The sequence below is a fragment of the Flavobacteriales bacterium genome (assembly GCA_020635855.1).
Classification (GTDB): domain Bacteria; phylum Bacteroidota; class Bacteroidia; order JACJYZ01; family JACJYZ01; genus JACJYZ01.
The window spans coordinates 274747-288235 of record JACJYZ010000002.1; the positions used below are offsets into that span (position 1 = coordinate 274747).

The 13489-nt window shown below is 52.2% G+C and carries 15 protein-coding genes; 4 read left to right on the forward strand and 11 right to left on the reverse strand.

Going from position 1 to position 13489, the window contains the following annotated elements; translation table 11 throughout:
• Positions 1 to 9 precede the first annotated feature (9 nt).
• From H6585_01125 to H6585_01170, 10 genes are all read right to left on the reverse strand, one after another.
• Positions 10 to 1218, reverse strand: a complete 1209-nt coding sequence (locus H6585_01125) for a homoserine dehydrogenase (GenBank protein MCB9446929.1) — start codon at positions 1216 to 1218, stop codon at positions 10 to 12.
• 34 nt (positions 1219 to 1252) lie between these two features.
• Positions 1253 to 1906 carry a phosphoadenylyl-sulfate reductase gene (locus H6585_01130; GenBank protein ID MCB9446930.1) on the reverse strand — a complete coding sequence of 218 codons (654 nt, stop codon included), beginning with the start codon at positions 1904 to 1906 and terminating at the stop codon, positions 1253 to 1255.
• Positions 1906 to 3063, reverse strand: a complete 1158-nt coding sequence (gene moeB, locus H6585_01135; GenBank protein MCB9446931.1) for a molybdopterin-synthase adenylyltransferase MoeB — start codon at positions 3061 to 3063, stop codon at positions 1906 to 1908. Before moeB ends, H6585_01130 begins: the two co-directional genes overlap by 1 nt.
• Before the next feature lie 26 nt (positions 3064 to 3089).
• A complete protein-coding gene (locus H6585_01140; GenBank protein ID MCB9446932.1) occupies positions 3090 to 3368 on the reverse strand; it encodes a MoaD/ThiS family protein in 279 nt (92 codons plus the stop codon).
• Between the two features lie 20 nt (positions 3369 to 3388).
• On the reverse strand, positions 3389 to 3808 hold the full coding sequence (locus H6585_01145) for a M67 family metallopeptidase (protein MCB9446933.1): 420 nt from the start codon (positions 3806 to 3808) through the stop codon (positions 3389 to 3391).
• Positions 3808 to 4743 carry a cysteine synthase family protein gene (locus tag H6585_01150; GenBank protein MCB9446934.1) on the reverse strand — a complete coding sequence of 312 codons (936 nt, stop codon included), beginning with the start codon at positions 4741 to 4743 and terminating at the stop codon, positions 3808 to 3810. The genes H6585_01145 and H6585_01150 overlap by 1 nt, the downstream gene beginning before the upstream one ends.
• Positions 4740 to 5333 (reverse strand): bifunctional precorrin-2 dehydrogenase/sirohydrochlorin ferrochelatase, encoded by a 594-nt coding sequence (locus H6585_01155; protein MCB9446935.1) that lies wholly within the window; start codon positions 5331 to 5333, stop codon positions 4740 to 4742. Before H6585_01155 ends, H6585_01150 begins: the two co-directional genes overlap by 4 nt.
• A gap of 1 nt (position 5334) precedes the next feature.
• Positions 5335 to 6114 carry a uroporphyrinogen-III C-methyltransferase gene (gene cobA, locus H6585_01160; protein MCB9446936.1) on the reverse strand — a complete coding sequence of 260 codons (780 nt, stop codon included), beginning with the start codon at positions 6112 to 6114 and terminating at the stop codon, positions 5335 to 5337.
• Positions 6092 to 8212: a HEPN domain-containing protein gene (locus tag H6585_01165; protein MCB9446937.1), complete on the reverse strand. Its 2121-nt coding sequence runs from the start codon at positions 8210 to 8212 to the stop codon at positions 6092 to 6094. The genes cobA and H6585_01165 overlap by 23 nt, the downstream gene beginning before the upstream one ends.
• A gap of 254 nt (positions 8213 to 8466) precedes the next feature.
• Positions 8467 to 9171 carry a response regulator transcription factor gene (locus H6585_01170; protein ID MCB9446938.1) on the reverse strand — a complete coding sequence of 235 codons (705 nt, stop codon included), beginning with the start codon at positions 9169 to 9171 and terminating at the stop codon, positions 8467 to 8469.
• A gap of 50 nt (positions 9172 to 9221) precedes the next feature.
• Between H6585_01170 and H6585_01175 the strand changes: the two genes are divergently transcribed.
• From H6585_01175 to mqnE, 3 genes are all read left to right on the forward strand, one after another.
• On the forward strand, positions 9222 to 10817 hold the full coding sequence (locus H6585_01175) for a hypothetical protein (GenBank protein ID MCB9446939.1): 1596 nt from the start codon (positions 9222 to 9224) through the stop codon (positions 10815 to 10817).
• Between the two features lie 49 nt (positions 10818 to 10866).
• On the forward strand, positions 10867 to 11259 hold the full coding sequence (locus H6585_01180; protein MCB9446940.1) for a T9SS type A sorting domain-containing protein: 393 nt from the start codon (positions 10867 to 10869) through the stop codon (positions 11257 to 11259).
• 112 nt (positions 11260 to 11371) lie between these two features.
• Positions 11372 to 12517: an aminofutalosine synthase MqnE gene (gene mqnE / locus H6585_01185; GenBank protein MCB9446941.1), complete on the forward strand. Its 1146-nt coding sequence runs from the start codon at positions 11372 to 11374 to the stop codon at positions 12515 to 12517.
• On the opposite strand, the gene H6585_01190 is transcribed toward mqnE, so the two are convergent.
• Positions 12493 to 12897 (reverse strand): hypothetical protein, encoded by a 405-nt coding sequence (locus H6585_01190; protein MCB9446942.1) that lies wholly within the window; start codon positions 12895 to 12897, stop codon positions 12493 to 12495. The genes mqnE and H6585_01190 overlap by 25 nt on opposite strands.
• Positions 12898 to 13101: 204 nt before the next feature.
• Between H6585_01190 and H6585_01195 the strand changes: the two genes are divergently transcribed.
• Positions 13102 to 13449, forward strand: coding sequence for a single-stranded DNA-binding protein (locus H6585_01195; protein MCB9446943.1), 348 nt, complete (start codon positions 13102 to 13104; stop codon positions 13447 to 13449).
• The last annotated feature ends 40 nt before the right edge of the window (positions 13450 to 13489 follow it).

Consider the following 13489-nt stretch of genomic DNA (forward strand, 5'->3'; position numbering starts at 1 on the left):
TTCAGCAGCCTAGTCTTCCACCACGCACACGAACAGTTCCGTGTCTTTGTTGCCCTTCAGATTGAACAGCGATTTGAACGAAACGTTGGCGATCACATAGTTGGTTTTCGCCGAGCGGTATTCTTCTTCGATGGAGAGGATGTCGAGTTCTTTGAGCGATTCCGGGTTGGAGAAACGGATGTAGCACTTCAGCGGGAAATCATCTTCCACGATGCCATTGGCGCCTTCCGCGGTTCCGTTGGCTCCGTTTTTCTTCAGCTTCTTATAGCCATAGCGATAGTTATAGGTGAGTGCAGAAATATCGGAAAGCACCGCGCTGCCGGTGGGGTGACTTCCGGCTCCCTTGCCTGCCAGCATCTGTTTGTCAGAGAAGGCGCCTTCCACCTCAATGGCGTTGTATTCATAGTTCACGTTGAACAGTTCGCTTTCACGGCTCACGAAGTGGGGCAGCACATAGGCACGGATCTTGTCGTTTTCTTTGCGTGCATACGCCAGCAGTTTGATGCGCAGTTGTTTTTCGCGTGCGAAGTAGATGTCGTGGATGCGGATGTTCTGGATGCCTACGTTCAGCACATCTTCGGGTTTCAGGATTACCCCGAAGGCATGTACGATCAACAGGATGAGTTTGTACAGCGCGTCGTAGCCTGCTACGTCCAGCCAGGGATCTGCTTCCGCAAAACCGTTTTCCTGGGCTTCCCTCAATGCGTCCTCGTAGGTAAGGTTATCGAACTGCATCTTGGAGAGGATGTAGTTGGTGGAACCGTTTACGATACCGCTGAGGCTGGACAGCAACTCATTGTCGTAATATTCTTCCAGGTTGCGGATGATGGGAATGCTGCCCCCTGCCGAGCCTTCGTAGATGAGGGCCACGTTGTTTTCCTGCTGGAGTTTGTACAGTTCGGAAAAGTTCTCTGCCAGCATCTTCTTGTTGGCGGTCACCACGTTCACGCCGTTCTTCATTGCCCGGCTTACGATCTCGAATGCATCGTTTGCATTGTCGATGAGTTCCACCACCACATCCAGGTCTTTTCTTCCGAGGATGTCTTCCTTGTCGTAGGTGAAGTTGGATGCATCGATTGATCGTTTTTTGTTCTTGTCTTTCACACAAAACTTCACGATGCGTGCTTCCAATCCTTGTGACATGTTCAGCACGTCATACAGTCCTTGTCCGACACAACCGAAACCGAACAGGCCGATTTGAATTTCTTTGTTCTCCATGATGAATGATTACTTGAGCTCTGTTGTAATTGATTTATAAATGTAATCCACACTCTGTTTTGGATGAGCCTTCCCAGCGTCCCTCGCGGTTCTTTCCCTTGACGGTGCACTGCGCACAACCCACCGACGCATAGCCTTCCTCCTTCAGCGGGTGGAACGGCAATTTGTGTTCGGCGATATAGGCATCACGTTGTTCTTCCGTCACATCAATCAGCGGATAGAACTTGATGATGCCGCGTTTGTTCTCGAAAATGGGGAGGCGTTTTCGGAATTTGCTTTGGTAACCCATGAGACCCGAAACCCAGATGTCGTATTCGGCCTTGATCTTTTCGAGCGGCTCCACTTTGTTGATGGAGCAGCACAGATCGGGGTCCTTGGTCCAGGTTTCGTCGTTCTTGGTGAATTCGTTTTTCCAGTCTTCGGGTTTCACCTCCACCACGTTCAGTCCGAACATCGTTACGAGTTCGTCTTTGTAATCCAGTGTTTCCTGGAACAGGTAGGTGGTGTTGATGAAATGTACGGGCTGATCTTTCCGCAGGCGACTGAAAAGGTGTAGCAGGAAAGCTGAAGTAGTTCCGAACGAGGAGGTCAGCAACACCTTCTCCGGCGGGAAATCGTCGTAGAGGGTAAGGATGCGCTCTTCGTAAGAGAGGTCCTTGTACTTTTTATTGAGTTCGTCGAGGTTCATCAATAGGTTGGTAGACTCGGGTCGATTTCCTTGGCATAGGCCAGGATGCCACCCACGAGGTTATACAGGTTGTTTTGTCCGTTCTTGTCAATGATATACTGGATCGCTTTTGCGCTTCTTCCGCCCATTTTGCAATGCACCACCACCTTCTTGTCCTTGGATACCTTTTCGTCCAGGTTGATGTTGGGCAGTTGCGACAGGGGAACGAGCTCTCCGCCCAGGTTCACAATGTCATATTCGTGTGGTTCGCGCACGTCGATGAGCTGGAAGTCTTCGTTGGCATCCATCCATGCCTTGAGTTCCTGTACCGTGATCTCTTTCATGCCGTTGGATGTTTCTTTGGCGGTTTCCTTGAGTCCGCAAAATTGTTCATAATCGATCAATCCGGTGATCTTTGTTTCAGGGTTCTTCGCCACTTTCAGCGTACGGCTTTCGAAGCTGAGTGCATCGAACAGGTAGAGTTTGCCTGCCAACACATCTCCGAGTCCGGTGATGACCTTGATCACTTCATTGGCCTGCAGGCTGCCGATGATGCCGGGCAGCACGCCCAGTACGCCACCTTCCGCACAGCTGGGTACGAGTCCCGGAGGAGGTGGGGTGGGGAAGAGGTCGCGGTAGTTCGGACCTGTATGGCCATTGGCATCGGTGTAGTTGAACACGGATACCTGTCCGTCGAACCGGAAGATGGAGCCATACACGTTCACTTTGCCGGCCAGCACGCAGGCGTCGTTCACCAGGTAGCGTGTGGGGAAGTTGTCGGTTCCGTCGGCTACGATGTCGTAATCCTTGATGATGTCGAGTGCATTCGATGAATGAAACTGGGTGTTGTAGGTATGTACGGTGATGTACGGGTTGATGCCCAGGATGCGTTGTTTGGCCGCCTCCACCTTGGGTTTGCCAATGTCATCAACGGTGAAAAGCACCTGGCGTTGCAGGTTGCTGTCGTCCACCACATCATAATCCACAATGCCGATGGTGCCTACGCCGGCAGCGGCGAGGTACTGGAGCAGCGGACTTCCGAGTCCGCCTGATCCGATGACAAGCACTTTGGCGGCTTTCAACTTCTTCTGGCCTTCCAGGTTAAATTCCGGAATGATGATGTGCCGGTCGTAGCGGGCCAGTTCTTCCTTACTGAATGTGATCGATTCGTGTGACATGATCTGTCTGTTTTTTCAAATTCCTATCAACGGCTTCCTCCTGCAATGGCGGGCACAATGCTCACCACGCTGTCGGCACTCACCGGGGTCTGTTCTTTCTGGAGTGCGAGGATGTTTTCGTCGCCCACAAAAATGTTGATGAAGGAACGGATGTTGCCGTTTTCATCCAGCAGGTGGTTGGCCACTTCCGGGTATTGCCGGGTCAATGCGGCAACGGCTTCCTTCACGGTTTGTCCTTCCGCCACATAAGATGATTGGTTGTCGGTGAATTTTCTCAACGGGGTCGGGATGATCAACTTTGCCATTTCTCTTTGTTTTATCTTGATTATACTGGGATTTCCAAAGCTTCTTCGTCAAACTGTTTTTCTTCGTTCAGGCGCCATGAGCGTGTGTGATCCACCGTTCCGTTCATCACCGAAACGATCACATAAGAAAACCAGGGCATGGCCTGTTTGCGGTCGTGTTCTGACGGGATGGCCGGATGCTGCGGATGCGAATGGTACACGCCCAGCAGGGTGGTGTTGTTTTCCATCGCATACTGTTCGGCTTTCATGTAATCGAACGCCGAGATCTCAAAGCGCCTGCGTTGGTCGCCGTCCTTGCTATTGATTACCGGGCGGGCGAGGGAGATGATCCTTTCATTGCCGTCGCTGCCGTACATGAATCCGCAGCATTCGTTGGGGAATGCTTCCGTTGCATGCTGGTGCATGGTGTTCAATGCGTGGGTATCGATCTTTACATTCATCAGAAAATCTGTTTGTATACATCGTGGTACTTGTCGCCATTGTCTGCGAATACCGTCACGATTGTTCCTTTATCTATGCTGTTGGCCACCTTGATGGCACCCTGGAGGTTGGCTGCGGCCGACGGACTGATGAGCAGGCCTTCCTTGCGGGCGGTTTCCTTGATCAGTTCATAGGCACCGAGTGTATCCACGTCCAGCACGGCGTCTGCAAGTGTACTGTCGTAAATGGCGGGTACTACAGCGGTTTCCAGGTGTTTCCATCCTTCCAGTCCGTGCATGGCCGTATCGGGTTGCAGTCCGACCAGCTGAATGGCGGCATTCGTTTCTTTCAGTTTCCGGCCGGTGCCGGTGAATGTTCCGGTGGTGCCTAACCCGGCAACGAAGTGCGTGATTGTTCCAGATGTTTGTTCAAGCACTTCCTGTGCGGTGGTTTCGTAGTGTGCGAGCCAGTTGTTGTTGTTTCCATACTGGTCGGCATAGTAATACCGGTCGGGATGCTCCTTCATCAGTTCCCTTGCCTTCTCCTGGGCGCCGTCGGTGCCTTCGAAACGGGATGTATACACGATGTTCACGCCGAGTGATTTCAAGATGGTCTTGCGTTCCTCGCTGGCATTCTCGGGCAGGCACAGGGTTACGGGGATGCCAAGTGCGGCGCCGAACGTGGCATAAGCAATGCCGGTGTTGCCGCTGGTGGCATCCAGCAATCCTTTTTCAGGAGACACGAGTCCGGCACGCAGGGCTTCCTGCAGGATGCGGAAGGCGGGTCGGGCTTTCACGCTTTGTCCCATCTGTTGCCATTCCAGTTTGGCGAAGATGCGTACGCCGGGTTTGCTGAACACGCGTGTGATGGGGAACAGCGGTGTGTTTCCCACGAATGTTGCCAGTGCCTCGCTGTGGCGTAGGAGGTCGGTTTGTGATGCGGTGAGGGTACTCATGCGTTTTCCTCCTCTTCAAAAACTTTGGTGGCTTCGTTCAGGGTTTTCACCTTGTGGCTGAAATCACCCCGGAGTTTTTCGCGCAGCACATGCAGGTTCTGCATCACCTCGTTGATTTCGTCCGGGATCCATTTCTCAAAATATTCGCGCAGGCGTTTGGCCACCGTGGGTGATTTGCCGTTGGTGGAGATGGCGATCTTCAGGTCACCTTTCAGTACGATGGACGACATGTAGAAATCGCATAGGTCCGGCGTATCCGCCACGTTGATCAGCACCTTGACCTCACGGGCATCTTTTGCCACCTGTTCGTTCACTTCCCGGAGGCTGGTGGCGGCGAAGACCAGGTCAGCCTGTTCAATGTGTGAACGGTTGTAGGCTTGTTGTTCGAGGGTGATGGTACGTGTTGCAGCCAGTTCCCGGATCTCTTCGCGGATCTCGGGTGCCACTACATGGATGCGTGCATTCGGATCATTCCGCAGCAACGCACCGATCTTTTCCAGTCCGATCGCACCGCCACCCACCACAAGTATGCGGCGACCTTCCAGTTTCAGGAAGATGGGCATGAGGGTATTGGGGTGCTGCAGGGTCATATCATTTTTCTGTTGCGGAGCGGTTGATGTGTTCGGGATGCACTTTTCGGATATCGGCCACCACTTCGCCGATCACGATGATGGCGGGTGACTGGATGCCTGCGGCTTCGGTGCGCTCAGCCAGGTTGTGCACATGGCCGGTTACCCATTGTTGATGATCGGTGGTGCCTTCCATGATCACGGCGGCGGGAACGTTGTCTTTACCCTGTTCGCTGAAAAGTTGCAGGATTTGCCGGATCTTGCCGAGTCCCATGAGTACGATCACGGTAGCCGATGATTGGGCAGCCAGCCTAATGTCTTTGGAGAGGCGGTTGCCGGATGTGGTACCGGTGACCACCCAGAAACTTTCGGATTCGAGTCGTTTGGTGATGGGGATGCCCAGGCTTTCCGGAACCGCAATGGCGCTGGTCACGCCGGGCACGATCTCCACGGGAAAGCCGAGTGTTTCTGCGAACGACCATTCTTCCCATCCGCGCCCGAACACAAACGGATCTCCACCTTTCAGGCGAACCACATGCAATCCTTGTTTGCATAAATGGGCGATCAGCGCGTGGATCTCTTCCTGGGCATAGGCGTGGTTACCTGCTTTCTTGCCCACAAAGATGCGTTGGGCATTGGGCCGTGCATGGTCCAGCAGCGACTCGTTCACCAGTGCATCGTACAGCACGGCATCGGCTTCCCTGAGCGCCTTCACACCTTTCAGCGTGATCAGCTCGGGGTCACCCGGACCCGCACCCACGAGGGTGAGTTTACCTTGCTCAGGATGGCGTGTTGACGGCATTGTTGGATGGTTGTGTACTTACGGCACGTAGTTGTTGCAGGAAATCTTTTGCAATGTTCAGGTAATCCTGTGCAAAGGCGGCGTCTGCTTTTTGTTGTTGAATGCGAAGGGCCACGTTCTGGAAGCTCTGATCCAGTTTGATCAGGCCTTTGTCTACGAACTCCGTATCGAAGTCGCGGATGATACCGGCCTGGGTGTTGCACTTGGCACCTTTGGAGGTCAGCAACGCTTTGGCACCGCTCACCATGGCGCTGTAGCTATGGTACATGCTGTCTGCATAGAGCTTTTCAGCCAGTGCTTCAGCGGCCCATTCGGCTTTTTCTTCCGCTTCGAAAAGCAGGGTTTGTACCAGGTCGATCATCACACCGGCACATTCGCCCACACCCACTTCCTGTACATAGCGGGCTGAGTTACCCCAGTCGATATATTCGTCGTCAGTCACAGTCTCTTTGTTGCCCAGTTCCTTCAGAAGCTGGTAGAAGTAATCTTTCCCCTGGCGGTCGTAATAGGTGTTGTAGTTTTCGTTTTCCTGTGCCTTACCATGATAGTCATCCAGCAGGGTGCGCAACGCTTGGGGTGCCCGTTTGCTGGGTACCTTGATGATCTTGTCGCCGAAGCGACCGATGCCATCGCCCACGATACCACCTCCGAGCAGCAACTGGAGGGCCGGCAAGGTATGGTCGCCATTCTTGATGGAGCTTCCGTGGAAACCGATCTGGGCCAGTCCGTGTTGTCCGCATGAGTTCATGCAGCCGCTGATCTTGATCTTGATGTCCTGGTTGTAGATGAGGTCGGGGTATTCATCCCTGATCACACGTTCCAGTTCCAGCGCAGTTGCTGTGCTGTTGGAGATACCCAGGTTGCAGGTATCGGTGCCTGGGCATGCGGTGATGTCGGCTACGCTGTCGAATCCTGATTCGGTGAACCCGATTTCGTCAAGGGCATTGTACAGGGCGATCAGGCTTTCTTCACGCACATAGCGCAGCAGGAACCCCTGGTTGATGGTGATGCGGATATCGTTGGCGGCATATTGCTTTACGATATCGGCGAACTTCCTGGCCTGGTCGGTGGTCAGGTTACCCAGTTTGATCTTGATCTGTACGGCAACAAAACCTTCCTGTTTTTGCGGGATCACGTTGGATTTCTTCCACGCCTGGAACAGGTCGGTGTTTTTGGGGGCTGTTCCGTTACCTGCGAATACCGGCGGCGGTGTGGGTTCCGGAACGGCGTTGTGGTTGAAAGCCACTTTTTGGTTTGGAACGGCGGGGCGTTCTGCTTCCACAAGTTGCATGAAGGCATCCAGGCCGATCTCATGGATCAGGTATTTGATGCGCGCCTTGTTGCGGCGTGCTCTTTCACCATGCCGGTCGAACACGCGGATGGTTGCTTCAATGAAGGGGATCACCTCGTCTTCGGGGAGGAAGTCGTAGGCCACAAGCGCCGGGAACGGCTGGGCGCCCAGTCCGCCTCCGATCATCACCTTGAATCCGCGCACTTCTTTTCCATCGATGGTTTTGATCTTGGGGATGAGACCCAGGTCGTGCATGAAGGTATAGGCCGTGTCTTCATCGGAAGAAGAGAGAGCGATCTTGAACTTTCTTCCCAGTTCCTGACCGAAGGGTTTGCGGAGGAAATATTCGAAGATTCCCTGGGCGTAGGGGGATACGTCAAAAGGTTCTTGGGGATCGACGCCTGCCAGGTGGGAAGCGGTTACGTTGCGAACGGTGTTTCCGCAGGCTTCCCGGATGGTGATGGCATCTTTTTCGAGTTCGGCCCAGAGCTCCGGTGTGCGATCCAGGCTTACGTAGTGGATCTGTACATCCTGGCGGGTGGTGAGGTGGAGCTTGCCGGTGGAGAAGGTATCGCTTACTTCGGACAGGCGGTAGATCTGTTCAGTAGTGATGCGCCCAAAGGGAAATTTGATGCGGATCATTTGTACCCCCGGCTGACGTTGGCCGTAGATACCGCGTGCCAGACGCAGGCTGCGGAACTTTTCATCGTCGATTTTGCCGTCGCGGAAAAGGCGGATTTTCTTTTCCAGGTCGAGGATGTCTTTCTCAACGATGGGGTTTTCCAATTCTGTCCTGAAACTTTGCATATGTATGGGTTTGTTGGATTCAAAAAAAAAGCCTTTCCAGGTGTGTCAGGAAAGGCTTTTAAGGGTTTTCTTATATTTTGTTATGCCCTGGGTATACCGTTTCCCGACTGCTTTTCAAGGCAGCAACAAGCACAACAACACATGTTGGTTGCTGAGGCAGGTTGAACGATATACGCGGGTTGAAAGTTCATTTCAGACAATTTTCGTTGCAAATATACGCAATTGATAATTCGAAACAATAGTCCATTCCCACATTATTTTCCCGTGAATTTGTACCCCACGCCTCTTACCGAATGGAAATACCTTGGTTCACGCGGGTCGTCGCCGAAATACTTCCTGAAGTTCACAATGTAGTTGTCGATTGTTCGGGTAGATGGGAATACATCATAACCCCAAACCTTTTCCAGGATTTGTTCCCGCGATACCACTTCGTTTTCTTGTTCGGTAAGGAGTTTCAGCAGCAGTACTTCCTTCTGGGTGATCTTGCGGGTTTGCTCATCGGGGCCTATGATTTCAAAGGTTTTGAAGTTAACCCGGAACGGACCGATGTTACATGCATCTCCAATGCTTCGCTCATAAACATCCGATGGGTAGCGGTTTCTTCGGCGGGTGAGGATCCGGACCCTCAGCAATAACTCTTCCAGGTTGAAGGGTTTGGCCAGATAATCGTCACCTCCAAGTTTCAGTCCCTGCACCCTGTCTGTTCCCGCATTCCTGGCGGTGAGAAAAAGGATGGGCGTGTCACGGTCTCGCAAACGGATGGCCTGGCATACGGCAAAGCCATCCAGTTCCGGCATCATCACATCCAGGATCACCAGGTCGAAACGGGCTGTAGGAAAGATCTGCAAAGCCTCGTGCCCGTTGCCGGCTGTCAGCACTTCATTGCCTTCCAGCTCCAGGTTGAGTTTCAGGGTTTTCCTCAGGTTTTCCTCGTCTTCTGCCAATAATATCCGGGCCATTTTACCAGCGGTTTTGCGATGTAAAAATACGTTACTTTTGTTTGGGAGGTATGCAAGTCAAAAACCCATACATTCAGAGCTTTCTTACTTACGGACTGTATTCCGTGTTCATCGCGTGTCTTTTCCTGCTTGTGAAAGGGTATGCGTTCAACTCCGGGGATCAGGCCGAACATCTGCCGCTGGTGTATAAGGCATTGGATCCTTCTCTTTACCATGGGGATTATTTTGTGGAGATGGCCACCCGGCAGTTCACCATCCGCGACATATATGTATATCTGCTCGTGTATGGGACAGCGGTGATGCCGTTGGATGCATGGTGTTTCGTACTGACCTTGTTATGTATCAGCGCCGCATCCTACTCCATCATGCGTATCACGGCTTATTTCAGCCTGGACCGGCTGGCCCCATACCTGAGCCCCGTCTTTGTGCTGTTCATCTTCTTCAATTTTACGGTGGGAGGGAACCACATTGAAGATCCCACGCTGATCTGTACCACCCTGGCGAAGGCATTTGCACTTGGTGGCCTGGCAGCATTCTTCGAGAAAAAGTGGGTATGGATGTCGTTGTTGTTGGGTTTCGCATCTGTGTTTCAGGTATTGGTGGGGTTGCAACTCTTCCTGGTGCTGATGTGCGTAAACCTGATCTTTGAAAAACATGAACGATGGAAGCTTGCCGGGAAAACAGCCTTGTACTTTATCCTGAGTGCCGCCCCCATGCTGGTGCCCATTCTGTACCGACAGTTCTGGATGCATGTGTCCTATGATCACGATCTGTATTATGAGTTGCTGTACCGCTTTCGCAATTATCTCCACTATTTGCCGTCGCTCTTTCCCACCCGTGAATATGTCAAGCTCGGAATACTGCTGCTGGCGGCGCTGGTATGTATGTACCTGTTCCGCCTGAAGGTGGAAAAACCCCGTGTGTCCCTGATGATCGGTATCATCTTGCTGGGATTGGTACTGTATTCATTGGCCATAGCCGTACCCGGGTTCCGGTTCATCGGCAAGCTGCAGTGGTTCAAAACCACCATTTGGCTGGCAGCCATATCGGCCATCCTGTTGTCCATCGTAATCAGTAAAACAATCCAGCTTTGGATATCCATGTACACGGTGCTGGCTTACCTGAGGAATGTGGTGGTGGTGGGTGCGCTGCTGGCCCTCCTGGTGCTTACCAATTCCGGTGACATACCCGTAAGCGGAAAGGTGTTGGAAGATCGTTACCAGATAGGTAACTACCCCCATGGCGACCTGGCTAAGATGCATGAATGGATCCGGGAACATACGCCCAAGGATGCCCTGTTCCTGTACAGCCCGGATAACACATCCTTTGCTTGTGAAGCGCAACGGCCTTCAGTGATCGGGTTCAAGGCCATTATCCATGAACCGTCATTCCTTTTGCCATGGTATGAAAAGTTCAAGCTGATCTATGGGGTGGATACGGAGCAAGCCCTTAGATCAAATGCCCTGGAAGAAGCCGTGATATCATACCGTGCCCTGTATTACCCACCCGATCCCATTTCCTATGATTACCGCATCGACAGGGTGGACCAATGCCAATACCTCGACAGCCTGGGAGAACGCATCGTTCTGGTGGGCCCCTACCTACTTACCAAAGCCCGGCATCCGGATCCATCACTTCACCTGTAACCATTTCGGGGTTGGAGCGTTTTAATAGAAAGCGTAAAAAGGATCGGTTATGAGATGGATGGTACAAAACATAAGGCTACGGTGGATCGTGCCGTGCTGCATGTGGGTGTTGCTAAGCATGCCCGTGTTGCAGGTCATGGGTGCGGAAAAGACGCTTGCGGGGGTATCGGTATCTTCTTCCCCGGACAATGAAGTGTCGGTTAAGACGTATCCCAACCCAACCACCGACGTGATTTTCCTTGAAGTTACCTTTCCGCAACAGGTGAACATGGAAGTGAGGGTATACAACCTACTGGGTACTGTGGTGGCCCGTTTTGAAGAATATAACAGCACGGGTGGAAAATACAGGATCGACCTGTCTGAACAGCCCAACGGGATCTACTTTGCGGAGATCCGCACAGCCACGGAAAGAAAATTGGAACGCATACGCCTGGCACGCTAAGGTCATGGAATAGCTATTCCGCATCATCCTCAAGGGTGGTGCGGATTTTTTTTGCGCTTTCGGACCGGGTAATTTTCGTGAAGCGTGTACCTTTGTTTCAAACAAAATCCACATGACGGCAGATATTGTATGGCTTGCGACTTCCGGTGAACTTCCGGAAGATCTGAGGAAAATTGCTGCAAAGGTGCAGGCTGAAGAACGGATCACACCTGAAGAAGGCCTGCTGCTGTATGAGCAGGCGGAGGTGGGATACCTGGGCGTACTCGCAGATCACGTGCGTCATCGTTTGCATGGCGACCGCACATTCTTCAACCGCAATTTCCACATCGAACCCACCAACTTGTGCGTGTTCACCTGCAAATTCTGTTCGTATTCACGCCTGCTCAAGCAGGAAGAAGACGGATGGGTGCTCACCAAACAGCAGATGATGGATATGGTGAAGGTCTACGACGGCAAGCCCATTACCGAAGTGCACATTGTGGGAGGTGTACATCCCAAGCTTAACCTGGATTTCTTTTGCGACCTTCTGCGTGAGATCCGCAGCTATCGACCTGACCTGCATATCAAGGCGTTTACTGCCGTGGAACTTGAATACATGATTCGTAAGGCCAAACTCACCCTGGAGGAAGGTTTGCTGAAACTCAAAGAAGCCGGGCTTGATTCCTTGCCGGGTGGGGGCGCCGAGATTTTTCACTCCGACGTGAGGAAGGAGATCTGTGATGACAAAGCCAGCGCTGAGAACTGGTTGCTGATCCACCGCACCGCGCACCAGCTGGGTATCCCCTCGAATGCCACCATGCTTTACGGGCATCTGGAAAAATTCGAACACCGCATCCACCACATGGATGAATTGCGCAGGATGCAGGATGAAACCAGGGGCTTCAATACCTTCATTCCACTCAAGTACCGCAGTCAGGGCAACGCCATGTCAGACCTTGGTGAAGTGTCGGTTGTGGAAGATCTGCGGAATTATGCGATCGCCCGTATTTATATGGACAATTTCTCCCACATCAAGGCCTACTGGCCCATGATCGGCCGCAATACGGCACAGATTTCCTTGTCATTCGGTGTGGATGATATCGACGGTACAATTGACGATTCGACAAAGATCTACACCATGGCAGGTGCTGAGGAACAATCTCCCACGCTGACCACCGAAGAACTGGTGACCCTGATCCGCCAGGCGGGCAAACACCCCATTGAGCGGGATACGCTGTATGGGGTGGTGAAGGACTACGGCGCTGCAATTGCGGTGTAAAATCCGGCCACCTGTTGTAACCCGTTGGTGTGATCGGTTGATTTGCCGATATGCACTTCCCGGTCTTTATCGATCACATATGTATACTCATAACAGCGGTACAGAAATGTTCCGTCTTCATTCTGACTGTACCCGGTGAAGTAGGCGGGTTCTAGTCCGCATCGCAGCAGGTCCGATCGGTACAGGCGGGCATTTGGCAGGTCGTGGAGTGCGGCAAGTATTCTCCGGTTGCGGGCGAGAATGCCATTGATTTTCCTCACATAGCGATTTTCTTGCAGGTTCACTCGGTTGTTGTACAGGTTGCGGCAGGCATCGCAGCAATATTTTTTATCGCTCCTGCCGCTGAAAGGTTCGCCGCATTCAAGGCATTCATGTTCCATGGATTTTCTTTTAATGTCGCAAAAACCTTTCGACTGGTTGGGCGAAAGTGTTGGATGTTGTTACATGCGTAAGTTCCGGTTTATCGGTGGTGTCGCTTATATCCGTTTATAATTGTTTCTCAACCGACTGGGCGGGTTGAGTCTGGTTTCTTTGTACCCTGTGTCCGGAAGAGGCACAGCATTCTCAAACCAAAACTTATGGATATGAATCATTTGAAAAACAGGGTGCAGCTGATCGGGAATCTCGGTCACGATCCTGAGATCAAGGTCCTGGACAAGGGACGGAAAATGGCGAAATTCTCCGTTGCCACATCAGAGGTTTTCAAAGACGAAAGCGGAAACAAGGTAACCGATACCCAATGGCACCATGTAGTGGCATTCGGGAAAACCGCAGAATTCGTTGAGAAGTACATGAAAAAGGGCAATGAAGTGGCCATTGAGGGGAAGCTCAAATACAGGACATATGAGGATAAAGAAGGACAAACCCGCTATTTCACGGAAGTACACGTGAATGAACTGATGGCGCTGAGAAGCAACACAAAGCAGGGGTAAATGGGTGTGGCCGGAGGATCGGTTCGCCGTGATTCCGGCC

Excerpts from the sequence above, each read along its gene's own strand:
- H6585_01155 (MCB9446935.1), bottom strand. The coding sequence starts at position 5,333 with ATGACCCTGCAGCACCCCAATACCCTCATGCCCATCTTCCTGAAACTG.
- H6585_01180 (MCB9446940.1), top strand. The coding sequence starts at position 10,867 with ATGAGATGGATGGTACAAAACATAAGGCTACGGTGGATCGTGCCGTGC.
- cobA (MCB9446936.1), bottom strand. The coding sequence starts at position 6,114 with ATGCCGTCAACACGCCATCCTGAGCAAGGTAAACTCACCCTCGTGGGT.
- H6585_01175 (MCB9446939.1), top strand. The coding sequence starts at position 9,222 with ATGCAAGTCAAAAACCCATACATTCAGAGCTTTCTTACTTACGGACTG.
- H6585_01150 (MCB9446934.1), bottom strand. The coding sequence starts at position 4,743 with ATGAGTACCCTCACCGCATCACAAACCGACCTCCTACGCCACAGCGAG.
- H6585_01140 (MCB9446932.1), bottom strand. The coding sequence starts at position 3,368 with ATGGCAAAGTTGATCATCCCGACCCCGTTGAGAAAATTCACCGACAAC.
- H6585_01195 (MCB9446943.1), top strand. The coding sequence starts at position 13,102 with ATGAATCATTTGAAAAACAGGGTGCAGCTGATCGGGAATCTCGGTCAC.
- H6585_01190 (MCB9446942.1), bottom strand. The coding sequence starts at position 12,897 with ATGGAACATGAATGCCTTGAATGCGGCGAACCTTTCAGCGGCAGGAGC.
- H6585_01170 (MCB9446938.1), bottom strand. The coding sequence starts at position 9,171 with ATGGCCCGGATATTATTGGCAGAAGACGAGGAAAACCTGAGGAAAACC.
- H6585_01165 (MCB9446937.1), bottom strand. The coding sequence starts at position 8,212 with ATGCAAAGTTTCAGGACAGAATTGGAAAACCCCATCGTTGAGAAAGAC.
- moeB (MCB9446931.1), bottom strand. The coding sequence starts at position 3,063 with ATGTCACACGAATCGATCACATTCAGTAAGGAAGAACTGGCCCGCTAC.
- H6585_01130 (MCB9446930.1), bottom strand. The coding sequence starts at position 1,906 with ATGAACCTCGACGAACTCAATAAAAAGTACAAGGACCTCTCTTACGAA.
- H6585_01145 (MCB9446933.1), bottom strand. The coding sequence starts at position 3,808 with ATGAATGTAAAGATCGATACCCACGCATTGAACACCATGCACCAGCAT.
- H6585_01125 (MCB9446929.1), bottom strand. The coding sequence starts at position 1,218 with ATGGAGAACAAAGAAATTCAAATCGGCCTGTTCGGTTTCGGTTGTGTC.
- mqnE (MCB9446941.1), top strand. The coding sequence starts at position 11,372 with ATGACGGCAGATATTGTATGGCTTGCGACTTCCGGTGAACTTCCGGAA.